Genomic DNA, 16434 nt, shown 5'->3' with positions numbered 1-16434 from the left:
GGAGGTGGTGCAGGTGCGGGCCGGTGCGTACGACTGTGATGTGCTCGTGATCGGTGGGGGGATCGTCGGGCTGTCGACGGCGTACGCGATCACGCGGACCGCACCGGGTAGCCGCGTGTGCGTGCTGGAGAAGGAGCACGGACCGGCCCGGCACCAGACGGGACGCAACAGCGGCGTCATCCACAGCGGGATCTACTACCGCCCCGGATCCCTCAAGGCGCGGTACGCGGTGAGCGGCGCCGCCGAGATGGTGAAGTTCTGCGCCGAGTACGGCATCGCGCACGCCGTCACCGGCAAGCTGATCGTCGCCACCGAGCGGGAGGAGCTGCCCCGGCTGCACGCGCTCGTGCAGCGCGGCCGGGAGAACGGGATCCCGGTGCGCGAGCTGGGCCCCGCCCAGATCGCGGGGTACGAGCCGGAGGTGCGCGGCCTGGCCGCCATACACGTCGGGACGACCGGGGTGTGCGACTTCGTGGGCGTCGCCCGCGAGCTGGCCCGGGCGTCCGGGGCGGAGATCCGTTACGGCGCACGGGTCGTCCGGGTGGACCGGCGGCCGGACCGGGGCGTGGCCGTCCTCACCGCGGCGGGGGACGTCGTCCGCGGGCGGGTGCTGGTGAACTGCGCCGGCCTGTACTGCGACGAGGTGGCCCGGCTGACGGGGGACGAGCCCGAGGTACGGATCGTGCCGTTCCGCGGCGAGTACTACGAGCTGGCCCGGCCGGAGCTGGTGCGCGGGCTGGTGTATCCGGTGCCGGACCCTGCGTTCCCGTTCCTCGGGGTGCATCTGACCCGGGGCATCGACGGGGGCGTGCACATCGGCCCCAACGCGGTGCCGGCGCTGGCCCGGGAGGGATACGGCTGGGGCGTCGTACGGCCCCGGGAGCTGGCCGGCACGGTGGCTTGGCCGGGGTCGTGGGCGATCGCCCGGCGGCACTGGCGGTACGGAGCGGGTGAGCTGCGCCGCTCGGTGTCCAAGGCGGCGTTCCTGGAGGCGGTGCGCAGGCTGCTGCCCGCGGCGGAGGCCGGGGATCTGGTGCGGGCCCCTGCCGGGGTGCGGGCGCAGGCGGTGCTGCGGGACGGGACGCTGGTGGACGACTTCCTGATCAAGGAGGGGGCGCGGGCGGTGCATGTGCTCAACGCGCCGTCCCCCGCGGCGACGGCGTCGCTGCCGATCGGGCGGGAGGTCGGGCGGCGGGTGCTGGCGATGCTCGGTTCGCTGTAGTGGCCCGTCCAGGGGCTGCGCCTTCCTGGACCCCTACTTCTGGCGGCCCGGGCACAGTCCGTTGCGGTCGAGCACGGCGCCGACCTGGGTGCCGGACCGCCCGGCCATGACGGCCGGCGGGAAGGGCCCCCGACCGCCACCGGCCGCCGGCCGGGAAGGTGCCGGAGCCGTCCGTCCGGGGCCGTCTGCCGGCGGGCTGTCGTCGAGGGTGGTGGCTGGTCGGGGGCCTCGGCGGTGCGCCTTAAAATTGTGCTTACTGTGTCTGACTCCCTGAACTCCCCCGACGCCCCGCCCTCGGCCCCCCACCGCCCCGGTGCCTCCATCCGGCACACCCGGGCGAAGGGTGAGCCGCGCTTTCCGGACGGGCCCAGGGCCGATCCCGCCGGATCGCACTTCGAGCGGCGGATCCGGAGCTTCCAGCCGCGGCGCAGCCGGGTGACCGCCGGACAGGCGGACGCCCTGCAGCGGCTGTGGCCGAAGTGGGGCCTGGACATCGACGGGCAGCGGGTGATCGACTTCGGCGAGCTGTTCGGGAACGACCGTCCCGTGGTCCTGGAGATCGGGTTCGGGATGGGCGAGGCGACCGCGCAGATGGCCGCGGCCGACCCGGGCACCAACGTCCTGGCCGTGGACGTGCACACGCCGGGCCAGGGCAACCTGCTCAACCTCGCCGACCGGAACGGTCTGGACAACGTCCGCGTGGGCAACGGTGACGCGATCATCCTGCTTCGGGAGATGCTCACCCCGGACTCGCTGGACGGGCTGCGCGTCTACTTCCCGGACCCCTGGCCGAAGAAGCGGCACCACAAGCGCCGGCTGATCCAGCCCGAGTTCCTGTCGCTCGCCACGACCCGGCTCAAGCCCGGCGCGATCGTGCACTGCGCGACCGACTGGGAGCCGTACGCCGAACAGATGCTGGACGTGCTCACCGCACATCCCGACTTCGAGAACACCCAGGCCGACGGTGGTTTCGCGCCACGCCCGGAGTTCCGGCCGCTGACCCGTTTCGAGGGACAGGGACTGGACAAGGGACATGTCGTGAACGATCTGCTGTTCCGGCGCGTACCGCACAGCCAGGGCCGATAATCCGCTCCAGCCCCTCGTCCCGTCACCGTTAGGGTCGATGCCTGTGGCCACCAGTCCTCCGTTTCCGACGTATCCCCCGAGCCCCGGCGACGGTGTGCTCCTGCGCCACCCGCACTGGTGGCAGCGCAAGTGGGTGCGGTACGGGGCACTGAGCAGCCTGCTCGCGCTGTCCGGGCTGGTGATCCTCGCGCTCGTGCGGCGGCAGACCGGCACCGAGGGGTTCCTCGTCGGGCTGGGGCTGGCCGTGCTGCCCGTGCCCTGGCTGATAGCCGCCTTCCGCTGGCTGGACCGGGTGCAGCCCGGACCCTGGCGGAACCTGGTCTTCGCCTTCGCCTGGGGAGCGTGTGCGGCGGCGCTGATAGCCATCGTGGCCAACAGCTTCGCGACCAGATGGATAGCCACCTCGGTCGCGGATCCGGCCAGCGCCGACACTCTCGGCGCCACGGTGATAGCGCCGATCGTGGAGGAGTCCGCCAAGGCCGCGGCCGTGCTGCTGGTCTTCCTGTTCCGCAGGCGTGACTTCACCGGGATCGTGGACGGGATGGTGATAGCGGGCATCACCGCGACCGGCTTCGCGTTCACCGAGAACATCCTCTACCTCGGCACGGCCTTCGGGACCGACCAGCTCACCGGCGACCGCGGCATCGCCTCCGTCACCGCCGCCACCTTCTTCGTGCGCATCGTGATGTCCCCGTTCGCGCACCCCCTGTTCACCGTCCTCACCGGCATCGGCTTCGGGATCGCCGCGCTGTCCGCCGAGCGGCAGCACGCACGGCGGATCCTGCTGCCGGTCTGCGGGCTGCTGCTCGCGATGAGCATGCACGCCTTCTGGAACAGCTCCTCCACCTTCGGCGAGTACGGCTTCTTCGCCGTCTACGCCGCCTTCATGGTGCCTGCGTTCGCGCTGCTGACCTGGCTCGCGGTCTTCACGCGGCAGCGGGAGCTGCGGACCGTGCGCGCGGAGCTGCCGGCGTACGTGGTGGCCGGGTGGCTGGGTCCGGGCGAGCCGTTCGCACTCGGGTCCATGCGGGCGCGGCGGATGGCCCGCGACTACGCCCGGCACCACCACGGGCGGCCGGCGGCACGGGAGGTGGCCCGGTACGAGGGGGACGCCACCTCGCTCGCGACGCTGCGGCAACGGGGCCGCCGGGGGAAGGCGGGGGCCGACTTCGTGGTGCGGGAGCGGGAACTGCTGGACGGGCTGTGGCAGCGCCGGCACGTGGCGCGGCCGGCGCTGGAGTATGCGGCGCGGGCGGCTGCGCCGGTCCGGCCGGTGTACACGGGACCGGCACCCGTCGCGTACTGGCCGGCGTACGGCAGGCCGGCGGTGCCGTACCCCGAGCACAACCCGTACCGGACCTAGCCGCCCGGGCCGCGGAGCGCACGGCACCGCCGGAACACACCGTCGTGGCCGGACGCCGTCGCGGCGGGGAAGAACCACCGGCGAGTCCCGCCGCGGCGGGAGACCGCCCGTCGAGCCCGCCCCGGCCGCGACCGCCGGCCCGCGCAGCGCCGGCCGCCCGGCCGTGCCCCAGCAGACACGCTCCCGGTAGGCGGGGTGTGTTCCGGCGGAGCCGGTCGGGGGCTAGGACGAGGCTTCTGTCAGCTTGGTGGTTTCCGCGTCCGTCAGCTTCAGCTCTGTCACTCCCAGCAGGGCCGGCAGCTGCTGCACCGTCCTGGCCGAGGCGATGGGGGCCGCGATCGTCGGCTGGGCGGCCAGCCAGGCGAGGGCGACGGTGGCGACCGGGGCCCGGTGGGCGGCGGCGATCTCGTCGAGGGCCGCGAGGACCTTCCGGCCGCGTTCGGACTCGGCGTACTTCGCGGCCCCGCCGGCGCGGGCGCTGTCCACCGTCGTGCCCGGCCGGTACTTGCCGGTCAGGAAGCCGGAGGCGAGGGAGAAGTACGGGACGGCGGCGAGGCCCTCTCGGGCGGCGAGATCCTGCAGCGGGCCCTCGTAGGTGTCCCGGGAGACCAGGTTGTAGTGGGGCTGCACGGCCACGTAGCGGGCCAGGCCCTCGCGGTCGGAGAAGTCGAGGGAGGCCTGCAGCCGCTCGGGGGTGATGTTGGAGGCGGCGATGTGCCGGACCTTGCCGGCCTTCACCAGCTCGTCCAGCGCGCCGATGATCTCCTCGACCGGCACCTCGGGCTTGTCGAAGTGCGTGTAGTAGAGGTCGATGTAGTCGGTGTCCAGGCGACGCAGGGACGCGTCGGCGGCGGCCTTGATGTTGGACGCCGACAGGCCCTGGAACCGGGGGTGCTGGCTGACCTTGGTGGCGATGACGACCTCGGAGCGGTTGCCGCGCGCCCTCATCCAGTTGCCGATGACCGTCTCGGACTCGCCGCCCTGGTTGCCCTCGACCCAGGCGCTGTAGCTGTCGGCGGTGTCGACGAAGTTGCCGCCCGCGGCCGTGTAGGCGTCGAGGACGGCGAAGGAGGTCTGCTCGTCGGCGGTCCAGCCGAAGACGTTGCCGCCGAGGGAGAGGGGGAAGACCTCGAGGTCGGAGGAACCGAGTTTATGCAGAGTTGTCATGCTTTACAGCAACGCCGACGGCAGATGATCGCATTCCGCCGCGGCGCCGCTTTCCGCGAAGGCCTGCCCGACCGGACCTGGCAGGGCCGGGCAGGGGTCGCGGGAAGGATCAGGGGTTGATCAGGGGTTGAGGCCCTTGTCCCGCAGCCATGCCATCGGGTCGATGCCGGTGGCCTGGCCGCCGGGGTGGACCTCCAGGTGCAGGTGCGGGCCGGTGACGTTGCCGGTGGCGCCGACGCGGCCGATGACCTCGCCGGTGGAGACCTGCTGGCCGACGGAGACACTGATCGAGGACTGGTGGCAGAACCACAGCTCGGTGCCGTCGTCCAGGGTGAGGATCGTGCGGTAGCCGTAGGAGCCGGCCCAGCCCGCCTCGGTGATCTTGCCGCTGTGCACGGCCTTGATGAGGGTGCCGGTGGGGGCGGCGAAGTCGAGACCGGTGTGGTAGCCGGAGGACCACATCGAGCCGGCCTGGCCGAACGTCGAGGTGATCGTGTACGAGGAGGTCGGGAGCGCGTACTGCTTGGCCACCTCGGCCAGACGCTTCTCCTCCGCCTCCTGCTTGGCGGCCTCCGCCGCCTTCTTGGCGTCGGCCTCGGCCTTCTCCTTGGCGGTGGCGGCCTTGGCGGCGGCCTCCTTCTCCGCCTTGGCTGCCGCGTCGGCGGTCTGCTTCTCGGCGGCGGCCAGCGCGACGGCATTGGCCTTGCTGTCGGCCTGGCCCTGCTGCTGCTCGGCCTGGGCCATGATCCGGTTGCGCAGGGCCTCGCCGGCGTCACCGCCCTGCTCGTCCTCGACGGAGGTGACGCCGACGTTGCTGAGCGTGGTGGCGGCCTCAGGAGCCTTGGCGGAGCCGTCGTCGAAGAGGGACCCGACGGAGGGCAGGTCCGGGAGGGAGATGGAGACCGGCGGCTTGCCGGTGTTGGCGCTGGCCATGCCGCCCGCGCCCACCGCGGCGATCACACCGACGCCGAGGACGGTGGAGCTGCGCGCGAACCCGCCGCGCTGCTTGGCGACGCGGTGCCGGCCGCGGACCGGGGCGATGGACTCCTCAGTGGGATTCCATTCCTCCCAGGGGCCTTCCTCCGCACGATAGGCGTCGTAGCCGAAGGTCTCGGACTCGCGCTGTGCCGGTATGAACGGGGCTTCGGGGGCAGGCCGGTTGGACGCCACGCGGGCGTACTCCTTTCCTTCCTCCGCCTACCGGGTTAGCTGACGGGTTCGGAGCAGGAAGGTCTCCTACGCGCGTATACCGCTCGTGACTCCGTGAGTTCACGAGCGCATCCGCGTGATTCACCCCAGGATGGTGGTTCCCCGGTTCCCTTGCGGGATTCGGCGCGTGCGCACGGAGCCGCCTCTTGTGACGGCTGGGACGACCGCGCTGCGTTATCGAACGTTAATAGACCTGCTGGTCACTTTCCAAGCCGTTCGGCTTGATCATTAACGTTTTGCCCGCGGATCTATCGGCAAGTACGCGGCCGAATCGGACGAGTTGGCCGCGCTTCCGGAATATTCAGCAGTCACTCAGGGTTTTGATGGTTACTCAGGTGTTAAGCGGAGGGCTCCCGACCGCTTACCGTGCGTGACGAAGCACTGCTCGCCGGCGGGCCCGGGGAAAGGCGTGTGCGAGGCGTCCCGCGCATGGCGTACACTGGAGACACAACGACGCGGGGTGGAGCAGCTCGGTAGCTCGCTGGGCTCATAACCCAGAGGTCGCAGGTTCAAATCCTGTCCCCGCTACTGAAGGCTCAGGGCCCGGAATCCAATGGATTCCGGGCCCTGAGTGTTTCCGGCCACGGGATGGGCCGGTTCGCACCCCCGGTTGGTGCTTCCGGCCCCCGGACGGGACCGGTCCTCACCCGGCGGGTGTTTCCGGCCCCGGGGGCACCTCCGCACCCGGCGCTCCTCACCCCAGGAGGTGGGCGTTCGGCGCCTTGGCGAGTTCCTCCAGCTCCGGCAGCACGACGACCTGCGCGCCCCCGGCGCGGAGCACCCCCGTCCCGTCGGCGCCCGCGACGAACGTGTCCGGCTCCCGCCATGCCGTGACCACGCGGCGCACGCCCGCCGCGAGGATCCGCTCGGCGCAGGGGGCGGGGCGGGAGGCGCGGCGGGCGCAGGGCTCCAGGCTGCTGTAGACCGTGGCGCCGGGCAGCCGCGGATCGGCGGGGTCGGTCTTCGCGAGGGCCGCCTCTTCGGCGTGGACCACCGGGTCGGCGCCTTCGCGGGAGTGACCGCGGGCCAGTTCCGTGCCGTCGGCCGCGACCACGACCGCGCCGACGCTGAACGCCGTGTCCGACGGCGGGCACAGCGCGGCCAGCTCGCAGGCGGTGCGCAGCCAGTGGCGGTCGGCGGCGGTGGGGACCGGGCCGGCGCCGGGGGCCGTGGGCTCGTAGCGCATGAGAACGACGTCCTCGATCCGGCGGGTGTCGCACAGGCGCAGGCGTCCGCCCTGGTAGCCGCCCGGCCCGAAGAGCCGCGGGGCCGCGGGATCGCCGACGAACAGCGGGGCGAGGACCAGTTGCAGTTCGTCGGCGAGCCCCTGCCGGAGCAGCTGGGTGTGGACCTGTCCGCCGCCCTCCACCATCAGGCGCCCGACCCCGCGCACGTCGTGCAGGTGCTCCAGCAGGTCCCGCCAGTCCAGGTCAGGGCCGAGCGGGACGACGTCGGCGCTGCTCCCGAGGAGACCGGAGGCCCGTTCGGCACCCTTGTCGGTCGTGTAGACGAGCTTTTCGCCGCCGGTGTGCCAGAAGTTGGCCGCGGGGTCGAGGTCGCCGGAGGCGGTGACGGTGACCTTGAGCGGGCACTCGGACCTGCCCGCCCGGGTGCGGGCCGCGCGGCGCTCGGCGGAGTTGACCAGCAGGCGCGGGTTGTCGGCGCGGATGGTGCCGGCGCCGACGAGGATGGCGTCCACGGAGGCCCGTACCTCGTCGACCCGGTCGAAGTCGGCCGGGCTGGACAGCAGGAGCCGTTCGGGGCCGGTGTCGTCCAGGTAGCCGTCGAGGGACACGGCGGCGGACAGCAGCACGTACGGCAGGGGCATCGGCGCACTCTCTTCCGGAGGGCGGACGGTTGACAGGCAGACCGCTTGGTTCAAGTTTGAAACAAACTTACACTGGCGACATGACGACCCGCTGGCTCACCCCCGAGGAGCAGCGCGCCTGGCGCGCCTACATCGCCGCGTCCCGCCTCCTCGAGGACGCGATCGACCGGCAGCTCCAGCAGGACGGCGGCATGCCGCACCTCTTCTACTCGGTGCTGGCCAACCTCTCCGAGGCACCCGACCGGCAGCTGCGCATGACCGATCTCGCCGAGACGCTGAAGATCACGCGGAGCAGGCTGACGTACGTGGTGTCCCGGCTGGAACGGGACGGCCTGGTGCGCCGCGAGACCTGCAGCTGGGACAAGCGCAGCTCGCTCGCGGCACTGACGGACGAGGGGATGGCCCTACTGGAGCGTACGGCACCCGGGCACGTCGAGACGGTGCGCAGCACATTGTTCGACCGGATCACTCCTGAGCAGGTGGGGCAGCTGGAGGAGATCTGCACGGGCATCGCGCGGGGGCTGCAGGGCGAGGACGACGGGACGCGGGCCGGGGCGGAGGAGGTGCCGTGGCGCCGGCGGTCCTCGCCGTGCTCCGGCTCGCCGTCCGACTGAACACCATTGATTCAACTTTTAAGCATGGGGTAGGGTCTCGAACCGGCATCTGCTTCAAATCTGAAGCAGATGACTCGACGGAACCCGGAGACCCGCATGCCCGACATCCCCGCCGCCACCCCGCGCGCCCGCGTCCGGGTACCGCTGCGGTTCGCCGACGGCTACAGCGCCGACGCGGACATCGTCACCTTCCACGGCCTCGCCGACGGCCAGGAGCACATCGCCGTCGTCCTCGGCGAGCCCGGCCCCGTCCCGCTGGTGCGGCTGCACTCCGAGTGCCTGACCGGCGACGTCTTCGGCTCGGCCCGCTGCGACTGCGGTCCCCAGCTGCGCGAGGCCGTCGAACGCATCGCCGACCGAGGCGGCGTCCTGCTCTACCTCCGCCAGGAGGGCCGTGGCATCGGCCTCTACAACAAGCTCGACGCCTACGCCCTCCAGGACCAGGGTCTCGACACCTACGAGGCGAACGCCGCGCTCGGCCTCCCGGAGGACGCCCGCGACTACACGGCCGCCGCGCAGATGCTCGCCGCCCTCGGCGTCACGGAGCTGGACCTGCTGTCCAACAACCCCGACAAGGCCGGGCAGTTGCGTTCACTGGGCGTCGCCGTACGGGACCGGGTGCCGACCGGTGTCTTCACCACCGCCCACAACGTCCGCTACCTGCGCGCCAAGGTCCTGCAGACCCAGCACACGCTGCCGCTGGCCGAACTGACGGGGCTGAACGTCGGTTAGGAGCCCCTCCCGGACCAAGCCGCCCCCGTCCGTCCGTCGGCCCGATCCGGAAGCCCCCGGGGCGCCGGGGCGCTCAGCCCTGGGTCAGCCCCGGCTCCGGTCATACCCGGCCCCGGCTCAGCCCGCCTCCGGCCAGGCTCGGCTCGGCTCGGCTCGGCTCCGGCCAGGCTCAGCTCGCCTCCGGTCAAGCCCGGCCCCGGCTCAGCTCGCCTCCGGTCAAGCCCGGCCCCGGCTCAGCTCGCCTCCGGCCAGGCTCGGCTCGGCTCGGCTCGGCTCCGGCGCTGCTCAGGTCCGGCTCCGGCCCGGGAGCCGCAGTGCCGACGGGATGCCCAGGGCGAGGAACACCGCCGCCACGGCGTAGGTGAGCCGGAATCCGGCCGGGTCCGGTCCCGTCGCGCCCAGCACCACCGACAGCACGGCCGTACCGGCGGACGCCCCCAGCTGGGCGTTGATACTCAGCGCGGTGCTCGCCCCGGCCAGCCGGTCCGGAGGCAGGTCGCGGGTCGCCGTGGTCATCGCCGGCATCAGCGTCATTCCGGCGCCCGCGCTCATGACCATGCCCGCGACCACGATCCGCCAGGGGGACACCCCGGCCGTACCCGTCTGCCACGCCAGCAGGGCCATGCCCAGGGCGGCCACCGCGCACCCGGCCGCGATCAGCCGGCGCGGCGCGACCCGGTCCACCCGGCGGGCCGCGATCTGCATCGCCGTACCGACCACGAGCCCGACCGGCGCCCCGAGCAGTCCGGCCGCCGCTGCGCTCAGGCCCCGTTCCTGCTGCCAGTACAGCGGTCCGAGGAGCATCGACCCGAAGTAACCGCAGGTGAACGGGGCGAGGGTGCCGATACCGGCGGCGAAGGTGCGGTTCCGCAGCAGCCGCAGGTCCAGCAGTGGGGCGCGGGCGGAGAGCGAGCGCCGTACGAAGGCCGCCGCGAGCGCGGCACCGGCCAGCGTCGGGAGCAGTGTGCCGGGCGCCGTGAAATCACCGCGTTCACCGCCACGCGCGAGGCCGTACAGGAGCAGCGCCAGCCCGGGCGAGAGCATCAGCAGGCCCGGGACGTCCAGCCGGGGCGGGTCCGCGCGGCGGGCGTCCGGGGCGTCCGGCCGCCGGGGCGGGCTTGTGCGGCGGGCGTCCGGGGTGTCCGGCCGGGGCGGGTCCGCGCGGCGGGCGTCTGGGGCGTCCGGCCGCCGGGGCGGGTTCGCGCGGTGGACGTCCGGGGTGTCCGGCGGCAGCAGTCGGACGGCGAGCAGCAGCGCCAGCGCACCGACGGGCAGGTTGATCAGGAAGATCCAGTGCCAGGAGGCGGCGTCCACCAGCCAGCCGCCGAGCATCGGACCGGCCACCGGCCCGACCAGGATGGGCAGCCCCAGCAGACCCATCGCCCGGCCGAGCCGCGCCCGGTCGGCGACCCGCATACCCATCGCCATACCGACCGGCTGGAGCAGACCACCGCCCAGGCCCTGCAGCACACGGAACGCGATCAGACTGCCCGCGTCCCAGGCGCAGGCGGCGAGCAGGGAGCCCAGCGTGAAGAGGGCCAGCGCGACCGTGTAGGTCCGCTTGGCTCCGATCCGGCCCATCGCCCAGCCCGCGGTCGGAATGACGGCGGCGAGCGCGAGGGTGTAGGCGGTCGCGGTCCACTGGATGGTCTCCAGCGGGGCACCGAACGACTCCGAGAGGTGCCGCATCGCGACGTTGACGATGGTCATGTCGAGCACGGCCATGACCGAGCCGAGGACCACGACGGTGACGATCCGGTAGAGGGCGGCGGAGGGGACGGACGCCGGGGCGCCGGCCGAAGGGACGGACGCCGGGGCGCCGGCCGAGGGGGAGGGTGCCACCACTTCGCCAGACGGCGGAACGGAACCCACCTCGCCGGCCGGCGGAAGGGGACTCACCTCGCCCGTCGGCGGAAGGGGAGCCGCGTGGTCCGCGGCCGGAACGGGAGCCTCGTGGCCCGCGACCGGAACGGGAGCCGCGTGGTCCGCGGCCGGAACGGGGTCCGCCTCGTCGGCCGGGGGGCTCGGCCGGGCGGGGTCGGTGGGGTGGGCGGTGGGCATCGTGTCGTACCTCAGCCCGCGTAGGGACGCTCGGCGCGCGCGGACCGCAAGGCCCGGCCCCACCAGGTGAGTTGGCCGAGCATGCCCTTGGCGGCACCGGTGCACACGTCCGCGTCGCGCGGGACGCCGTCCTCGCCGAGGCCGGACCAGGGCCCGTGCAGGCTCACCGAGTCGCGCACGGTCACCGCGTGCAGTTCGGCGAAGACCAGCCGCAGCTGCTCCACCGCCCGCAGCCCGCCGCCGAGACCGCCGTACGACACGAACCCGACCGGCTTGGCCTGCCACTCGCGGTGGTGCCAGTCGATGACGTTCTTCAGGGACGCCGGGAAGCTGTGGTTGTACTCGGGGGTGACGACGACGAACGCGTCGGCGTCGGCGAGCCGCGGCGACACCTCCCGCAGCGCGGCGACGGCCTCCGGGCTCGGCGTACCGCCGTAGCCGGGCAGCACCATCGGCAGGTCGACGTCGGCGAGGTCGACGACGTCGAAGGTGAAGCCCGGGTCCCCGGCGGCCGTCGCGAGGAACCAGTCGGTGACGGCCCGGCCCCGGCGTCCCTCGCGCACGCTGCCGACGACGACGGCGACGCGGAGCGGACGGTCCCCGGCGGTGCGGGCACCGGTGGCGGAATCGATGACGGACACAGTCGTCCCCCTCTGTTCTGAGCATCCGATGGCGGGCGACCGCTTCTGGCGATCGCCTCCCCAGCAAGGTACAACGGTCGTTGTAAAAATTACAACGCACGTTGTAATTGAGTTAGAGTCGGCTGGTCACCGAGGAGGCGGACGTGGGCGAGACGAACGAGTCCCGACTGGAGCGGGCGCGGAGCGAGGTGTCCCCGCGCAAGCTCCGGAAACAGATGGCTATCGCGAGCGCGGCGTGCGCGGTCTTCGGCCGCGAGGGCTACGCGCGCGCCTCGGTCGACGCGCTCGCCGCCGCGGCCGACGTCTCCACGCGTACGCTCTACAACCACTTCCCCGGCGGCAAGGCCCAGCTCTTCCAGACGGTCGTGACGTGGACGTCGAGCGAGGTCCGCGACGCTCAGCTGGCCCGCCTGCGCGCCGCGCTGGACCCGGAGCACCCGCCGCACCCCGGGGACCTGGAACGCGATCTGGTCTTGCTGGCCCGGGGGTTCAGCGGACTGCTGACCGAGTACGCGAACCACTTCGCCCTGGTCCGCCACATCCACGCGGAGGCCGACCACGTACCCCCCGAGGTACTCGAGGCCTGGCACGAGGCCGGCCCGGAACCGGTCGGCCGGGCCGTCACCGAGGCGATGGCCCGCCTGGAGGACGCCGGCCTGCTGAACCTGCACGGCGACGCGGCGCTGGCCGCGGGCCACTTCACGGCCCTGATCTCGCACAGCATCATCCAGCGGACCCACTACGGCGTCCTGCCGCTGCCGGCGGCGGAGGCGGAGCGCCTGATCAGCGGCGGGGTGAGCGCGTTCCTGCGGGCGTACGGGGCCTAGCGGCCAGCCGACCGACGCGACCATCGGCCGGCCGACGCGACCATCGGCCGGCCGACCGACGCGGTCGGCCAACCGACGGTCGGCCTGCCGACGCGCCCGCGGGACGCGCTGGTGACGGCGGCGGTGGAGCGGATCGTGCCGGAGGCCCGGACCGTCGGGCGACGCCGGAACACCTCCCCAGGCGCGAAGGGACCGAACGGGTGACGATGGAGGTGTTCTCGCCTCACCGTTCGACGCGATGGGAATTGAGGTGGATGAGATGACCCTGCCCTCCGATTCACCCGGCAACAGCCGACCGGGCGCGACCCGGCAACCGGGCGCGCCGCTGGACGAGGGCCTGGCGGCCATGGCGAACCTCGGCTGGCAGGCCCTGCTCACCATCGGTCTGGCTTCGATCGCCCTGGGTGCGGTCGTGCTGGCCTGGCCGGGTGAGACCCTGCGCGTCGTCGGCATCGCCTTCGGTGTCTACCTGCTGGTCACCGGGGTCTTCCAGCTCGCCGCGACCTTCGGCACACAGGTGCCCGCACATCTGCGCGCGCTGCACTTCATCACCGGTGCGCTGTGTGTGCTGCTCGGGCTCGTCTGCTTCCGGGGCACCCTGGAATCGGTCCTGCTGCTCGCCCTCTGGATCGGCTTCGGATGGCTGCTGCGGGGCGTCACGTTGACGGCGGCCGCAGCATCGGACCGCGACATCCCGGCCCGCGGCTGGCTGCTGACGCTGGGGATCCTCACCCTCCTCGCGGGCATCGTGGTGATCGTCCTGCCGTTCGGCTCGATCGGCGCGCTCACGCTGACGGCGGGCATCATGTCGATCGTCGTGGGTGTCGTCGAGGTGTTCCACGCCGTCCAGCTGCGTGTCGAGGCCGGCCGGCTGACCAAGGGCACGACCACCAAGCAGCGGCGGTCCCTGTTCCACGCACACCCCCACCCGCAGCACTGACCCCCACCTGCAGCACTGACCCCCACCCCCCGCACCCGCTCCGGCCGCCGAACCGGGGCGGGCGCCGGCGCGTGGTCGTACAGGGGCCGGGTTCGTACCGGGGCCGGGTTCGTACAGGGACCGGTTGCGGAGCTACCCCTCGACGAACGTGACGGTCTCGGCGAGCGGCGCCCGGCCCGTACGGGCGTAGACCACCGACAGCACTGTCCCGGCCGGCCGGGACAGGACACATTGGGGGCCGGGACGTCAGGAGAGCCAGTCGGTGTAGTGGGTGGGGGCGAGGTGGGCGTTCCGGTCGGTGAGGACGTCGCCCTTGACGGCGGCGAACATGCCGGCGGTGGGGTCGACGACGACGGTGCGGTTGTCGCCCTTGTGGGCCAGGGTGATCCGGCCCACTTCGTCCAGGGTGTAGACGTCGGGGCCGGCGATGTTGCGGATGCCGTTCAGCGGGGTGCCGGCGGCGACCTCCGCCACCGCGTCGGCCACGTCCTTGGAGGCGATGGGCTGGATGGGGGTGGCGGGCAGCCGGACGGTGTCGGCGTCGGAGGTCCAGGACAGGACCGCGTCCATGAAGTCCATGAACTGGGTGGCCCGCACGATCGAGTACGGGATCGGCCCGGCCGCGAGGATCTTCTCCTGGAGCACCTTGGCGCGGTAGTAGTCCAGCTCCGGCACCTGGTCCACGCCGACGATCGAGAGGATGACGAAGTGGCCGACGCCGCCCTTGTGGGCCGCGGCCAGGAGGTTGTCCATCGAGGTCTGGAAGAAGGCCGGGGACGCTTCGTCGAAGGTGGGGGAGTTCGTCAGGTTGACGACGACGTCGGCTCCCGCCACCGCCTCCTCCAGCCCCTGGCCGCTGATGACGTCGATCCCGGTGGACTTCGAATGCGGTACCGCTTCGTGCCCGGCGGCGTTCAGGTCATTGACGACCTGCGATCCGATGAGTCCGGTACCGCCGATGACTGCGATCTTCATGACATACCTTTCGTCGGTATTCCGTGCGCAATATGGCATATGAACCATTAGGTGGGCGCGCCATGAACCGGCGCTCCGGCCGGCCGGCAGGGGCGGTCTCAGAGGGGGGCTCAGAGGCCGTCGACGAAGGTGACCGTTTCCTCGAGCGGCGCCCGGCCCGTGCGGACCTCACCGGCGGTGACGTCCTCGAACCCGATCGACATGCCGCAGAAGAGGATCAGCTCGTCCGGCGGTGAGAGGACCTCCGCGACGGTCCTGTGGTACTTCGCCCACGCCATCTGCGGACAGCTGTGCAGCCCCTCGGCGCGCAGCAGCAGCATGACGGTCTGCAGATACATGCCGGCGTCGGACCACTGGGGGCGGCCCATGTCACGGTCGATGTAGCAGAACAGGGCGGCGGGCGCGCCGAAGCAGTCCCAGTTCGCGGCGGCGGCCCGCTGACGCGCCTCCAGGTCCTCGCGCGCGATGCCGAGCGCGCCGTAGCGCTGCTCACCGAAGGCGGAGCGGCGCTCGCGGTACGGGGACTTCAACGCCGCCGGGTACATCTCGTACTCCGGCACGTCGAAGGAGTCGCCCGTGGCCAGGCGCTCACCGGCGCGTTTTTTGAGTTCGGCCAGCGGTGCGCCGGTCACCACGTAGATGTGCCAGGGCTGGATGTTCGACCCGGACGGTGCCCGGGACGCGGCGGACAGCACCCGCTCCAGGGCTTCCCTCGGCACGGGCCGGTCGGTGAAGGCGCGCACCGCCCGTCGGCTCGTCACCGCCTCGTAGACATCCATGACGCCCGCCTCCGTCCATCCAACGGGTCTGTCTTCGTTACATTCGCAATGGTATCACTCAATACTGTATCGAGCGAGACTAGCTTGCGGCGCGAATTCCCGCCGTTGGCTCCCCGCCTCGGGGCACTGCACTTGGACGAGGTCCGTGATCACACTGCTGCACATCACCGCCGACGCCCGGTCAGCCGGTAACGCCGCCCTGGCCGAGCGCACGCACTACGAGGCGTCGCGCGAGCGCGCATCGAGGACGAGCGCGCATTCGAGGACGAGCGCGCATCGAGGACAAGCGCGCCTGCGAGGAGGCGACCGCCTCGGCCGAGGAACTCGCGGAGCGCCTCGCCGCGTAACCGGTGCGCCGGCGCGCTCAGGCCTCGCCGACCGCCGGATGGGCAAGCCGGGTCAGCAGTTCCGTCAGCCTCTCGGGCTCGCCGGGTCCCAGTTCCGCGGCCAGCCGCTCGGCCAGCGGCTCCGCCGCCACATGGACCGCGTCGAAGAGTTCCAGCCCGGCGGGGGTGATCTCCACGGCCCGCACCCGCCGGTCCCCCGGAACCGCCTTGCGCACGGCAAGGCCCTTGCGCTCCAGATCGTCCACGACCCGCATGATCCCGGCCTTGTCCGATCCCGTCGCCGCCACCAAGTCCCGCTGCACCGTGGGCCCGTGGTTGACCAGCTCGATCAGCACCGCGAAATGCCGCAGCTCGATGCCCAGCGGCCGGAGCGCCTCCGCCATCACCGCGGCCACCCGCCAGTGCGCCCGGCGCAGCAGCAGGCCGAGGGCGAAGGGCGACGTGTCCCCGGGGCGGTCGGTCGCATGCGAGGTGGTCGTGCGGCGAGGGGCGTCAGCGGCCATGAGGCCAGGCTACTTCACTCGATACGGTATCGCCTGAAACCACATGACGGCTTCCGCTGCGCGCTCCCCCGCACCGGAGGCGTGGACGACGACAGCCGCGAACACCCGAGCGGCGTACGGGGCTTCGCCGCAGGACGCGG

General features: G+C 72.3%; 15 protein-coding genes, 1 tRNA gene and 1 riboswitch. Of the genes, 8 read left to right on the top strand and 8 right to left on the bottom strand.

Features of this window, described 5'->3' with window-relative positions; all coding sequences use genetic code 11:
• Positions 1 to 4 precede the first annotated feature (4 nt).
• From lhgD to JK359_RS15850, 3 genes are all read left to right on the top strand, one after another.
• Complete coding sequence (gene lhgD, locus JK359_RS15860) at positions 5 to 1222, top strand: L-2-hydroxyglutarate dehydrogenase (protein ID WP_201836001.1); 1218 nt, start codon at positions 5 to 7, stop codon at positions 1220 to 1222.
• A gap of 258 nt (positions 1223 to 1480) precedes the next feature.
• Positions 1481 to 2308 (top strand): tRNA (guanosine(46)-N7)-methyltransferase TrmB, encoded by an 828-nt coding sequence (gene trmB, locus JK359_RS15855; protein WP_201835999.1) that lies wholly within the window; start codon positions 1481 to 1483, stop codon positions 2306 to 2308.
• 43 nt (positions 2309 to 2351) lie between these two features.
• Positions 2352 to 3671, top strand: a complete 1320-nt coding sequence (locus JK359_RS15850) for a PrsW family intramembrane metalloprotease (protein WP_307788116.1) — start codon at positions 2352 to 2354, stop codon at positions 3669 to 3671.
• 222 nt (positions 3672 to 3893) lie between these two features.
• On the opposite strand, the gene JK359_RS15845 is transcribed toward JK359_RS15850, so the two are convergent.
• Together JK359_RS15845 and JK359_RS15840 are read right to left on the bottom strand one after the other, a co-directional pair.
• Positions 3894 to 4838, bottom strand: a complete 945-nt coding sequence (locus JK359_RS15845; protein ID WP_201835994.1) for an aldo/keto reductase — start codon at positions 4836 to 4838, stop codon at positions 3894 to 3896.
• A gap of 120 nt (positions 4839 to 4958) precedes the next feature.
• Positions 4959 to 6008: a M23 family metallopeptidase gene (locus JK359_RS15840; RefSeq protein WP_201835992.1), complete on the bottom strand. Its 1050-nt coding sequence runs from the start codon at positions 6006 to 6008 to the stop codon at positions 4959 to 4961.
• Between the two features lie 9 nt (positions 6009 to 6017).
• Positions 6018 to 6183: riboswitch (cyclic di-AMP (ydaO/yuaA leader) on the bottom strand.
• 318 nt (positions 6184 to 6501) lie between these two features.
• Here JK359_RS15840 and JK359_RS15835 point away from each other — a divergent pair.
• A tRNA-Met gene (locus JK359_RS15835) sits at positions 6502 to 6575 on the top strand.
• Positions 6576 to 6741: 166 nt separating this feature from the next.
• Here the strand turns inward: JK359_RS15835 and JK359_RS15830 are convergent.
• A complete protein-coding gene (locus JK359_RS15830) occupies positions 6742 to 7875 on the bottom strand; it encodes a dihydrofolate reductase family protein (RefSeq protein ID WP_201835990.1) in 1134 nt (377 codons plus the stop codon).
• An 80-nt stretch (positions 7876 to 7955) separates the two neighbouring features.
• Here JK359_RS15830 and JK359_RS15825 point away from each other — a divergent pair, with 80 nt between their 5' ends.
• Complete coding sequence (locus JK359_RS15825) at positions 7956 to 8489, top strand: MarR family winged helix-turn-helix transcriptional regulator (protein ID WP_201835988.1); 534 nt, start codon at positions 7956 to 7958, stop codon at positions 8487 to 8489.
• A gap of 96 nt (positions 8490 to 8585) precedes the next feature.
• Positions 8586 to 9221, top strand: coding sequence for a GTP cyclohydrolase II (locus JK359_RS15820; RefSeq protein WP_201836074.1), 636 nt, complete (start codon positions 8586 to 8588; stop codon positions 9219 to 9221).
• Positions 9222 to 9506: 285 nt separating this feature from the next.
• Here the strand turns inward: JK359_RS15820 and JK359_RS15815 are convergent, their stop codons facing one another.
• Together JK359_RS15815 and JK359_RS15810 are read right to left on the bottom strand one after the other, a co-directional pair.
• Complete coding sequence (locus tag JK359_RS15815) at positions 9507 to 11282, bottom strand: MFS transporter (protein ID WP_236677858.1); 1776 nt, start codon at positions 11280 to 11282, stop codon at positions 9507 to 9509.
• A gap of 11 nt (positions 11283 to 11293) precedes the next feature.
• Positions 11294 to 11914 carry an NADPH-dependent FMN reductase gene (locus tag JK359_RS15810; RefSeq protein ID WP_201836070.1) on the bottom strand — a complete coding sequence of 207 codons (621 nt, stop codon included), beginning with the start codon at positions 11912 to 11914 and terminating at the stop codon, positions 11294 to 11296.
• Positions 11915 to 12066: 152 nt separating this feature from the next.
• Here JK359_RS15810 and JK359_RS15805 point away from each other — a divergent pair, with 152 nt between their 5' ends.
• The gene (locus tag JK359_RS15805) at positions 12067 to 12750 is read left to right on the top strand and encodes a TetR/AcrR family transcriptional regulator C-terminal domain-containing protein (protein WP_201835986.1); all 684 of its coding nucleotides are present in this window, start codon (positions 12067 to 12069) and stop codon (positions 12748 to 12750) included.
• A 259-nt stretch (positions 12751 to 13009) separates the two neighbouring features.
• Complete coding sequence (locus tag JK359_RS15800) at positions 13010 to 13690, top strand: HdeD family acid-resistance protein (protein ID WP_201835984.1); 681 nt, start codon at positions 13010 to 13012, stop codon at positions 13688 to 13690.
• A gap of 246 nt (positions 13691 to 13936) precedes the next feature.
• Here JK359_RS15800 and JK359_RS15795 read toward each other — a convergent pair whose 3' ends face one another.
• The 3 genes from JK359_RS15795 to JK359_RS15785 form a co-directional block, all read right to left on the bottom strand.
• Positions 13937 to 14665 carry an SDR family oxidoreductase gene (locus JK359_RS15795; RefSeq protein WP_201835983.1) on the bottom strand — a complete coding sequence of 243 codons (729 nt, stop codon included), beginning with the start codon at positions 14663 to 14665 and terminating at the stop codon, positions 13937 to 13939.
• A 110-nt stretch (positions 14666 to 14775) separates the two neighbouring features.
• Entirely contained in the window at positions 14776 to 15444 is a 669-nt protein-coding gene (locus JK359_RS15790) for a nitroreductase (RefSeq protein ID WP_201835982.1), read from the bottom strand.
• A gap of 364 nt (positions 15445 to 15808) precedes the next feature.
• The gene (locus JK359_RS15785) at positions 15809 to 16294 is read right to left on the bottom strand and encodes a MarR family winged helix-turn-helix transcriptional regulator (protein ID WP_201835981.1); all 486 of its coding nucleotides are present in this window, start codon (positions 16292 to 16294) and stop codon (positions 15809 to 15811) included.
• Between the last annotated feature and the right edge of the window lie 140 nt (positions 16295 to 16434).

Origin of the sequence: Streptomyces actinomycinicus (assembly GCF_016741775.1) — a bacterium.
Lineage (GTDB): Bacteria > Actinomycetota > Actinomycetes > Streptomycetales > Streptomycetaceae > Streptomyces > Streptomyces actinomycinicus.
Note: the sequence above shows the minus strand (reverse complement) of the source record. Positions and strands in the feature narration are given on the sequence as shown.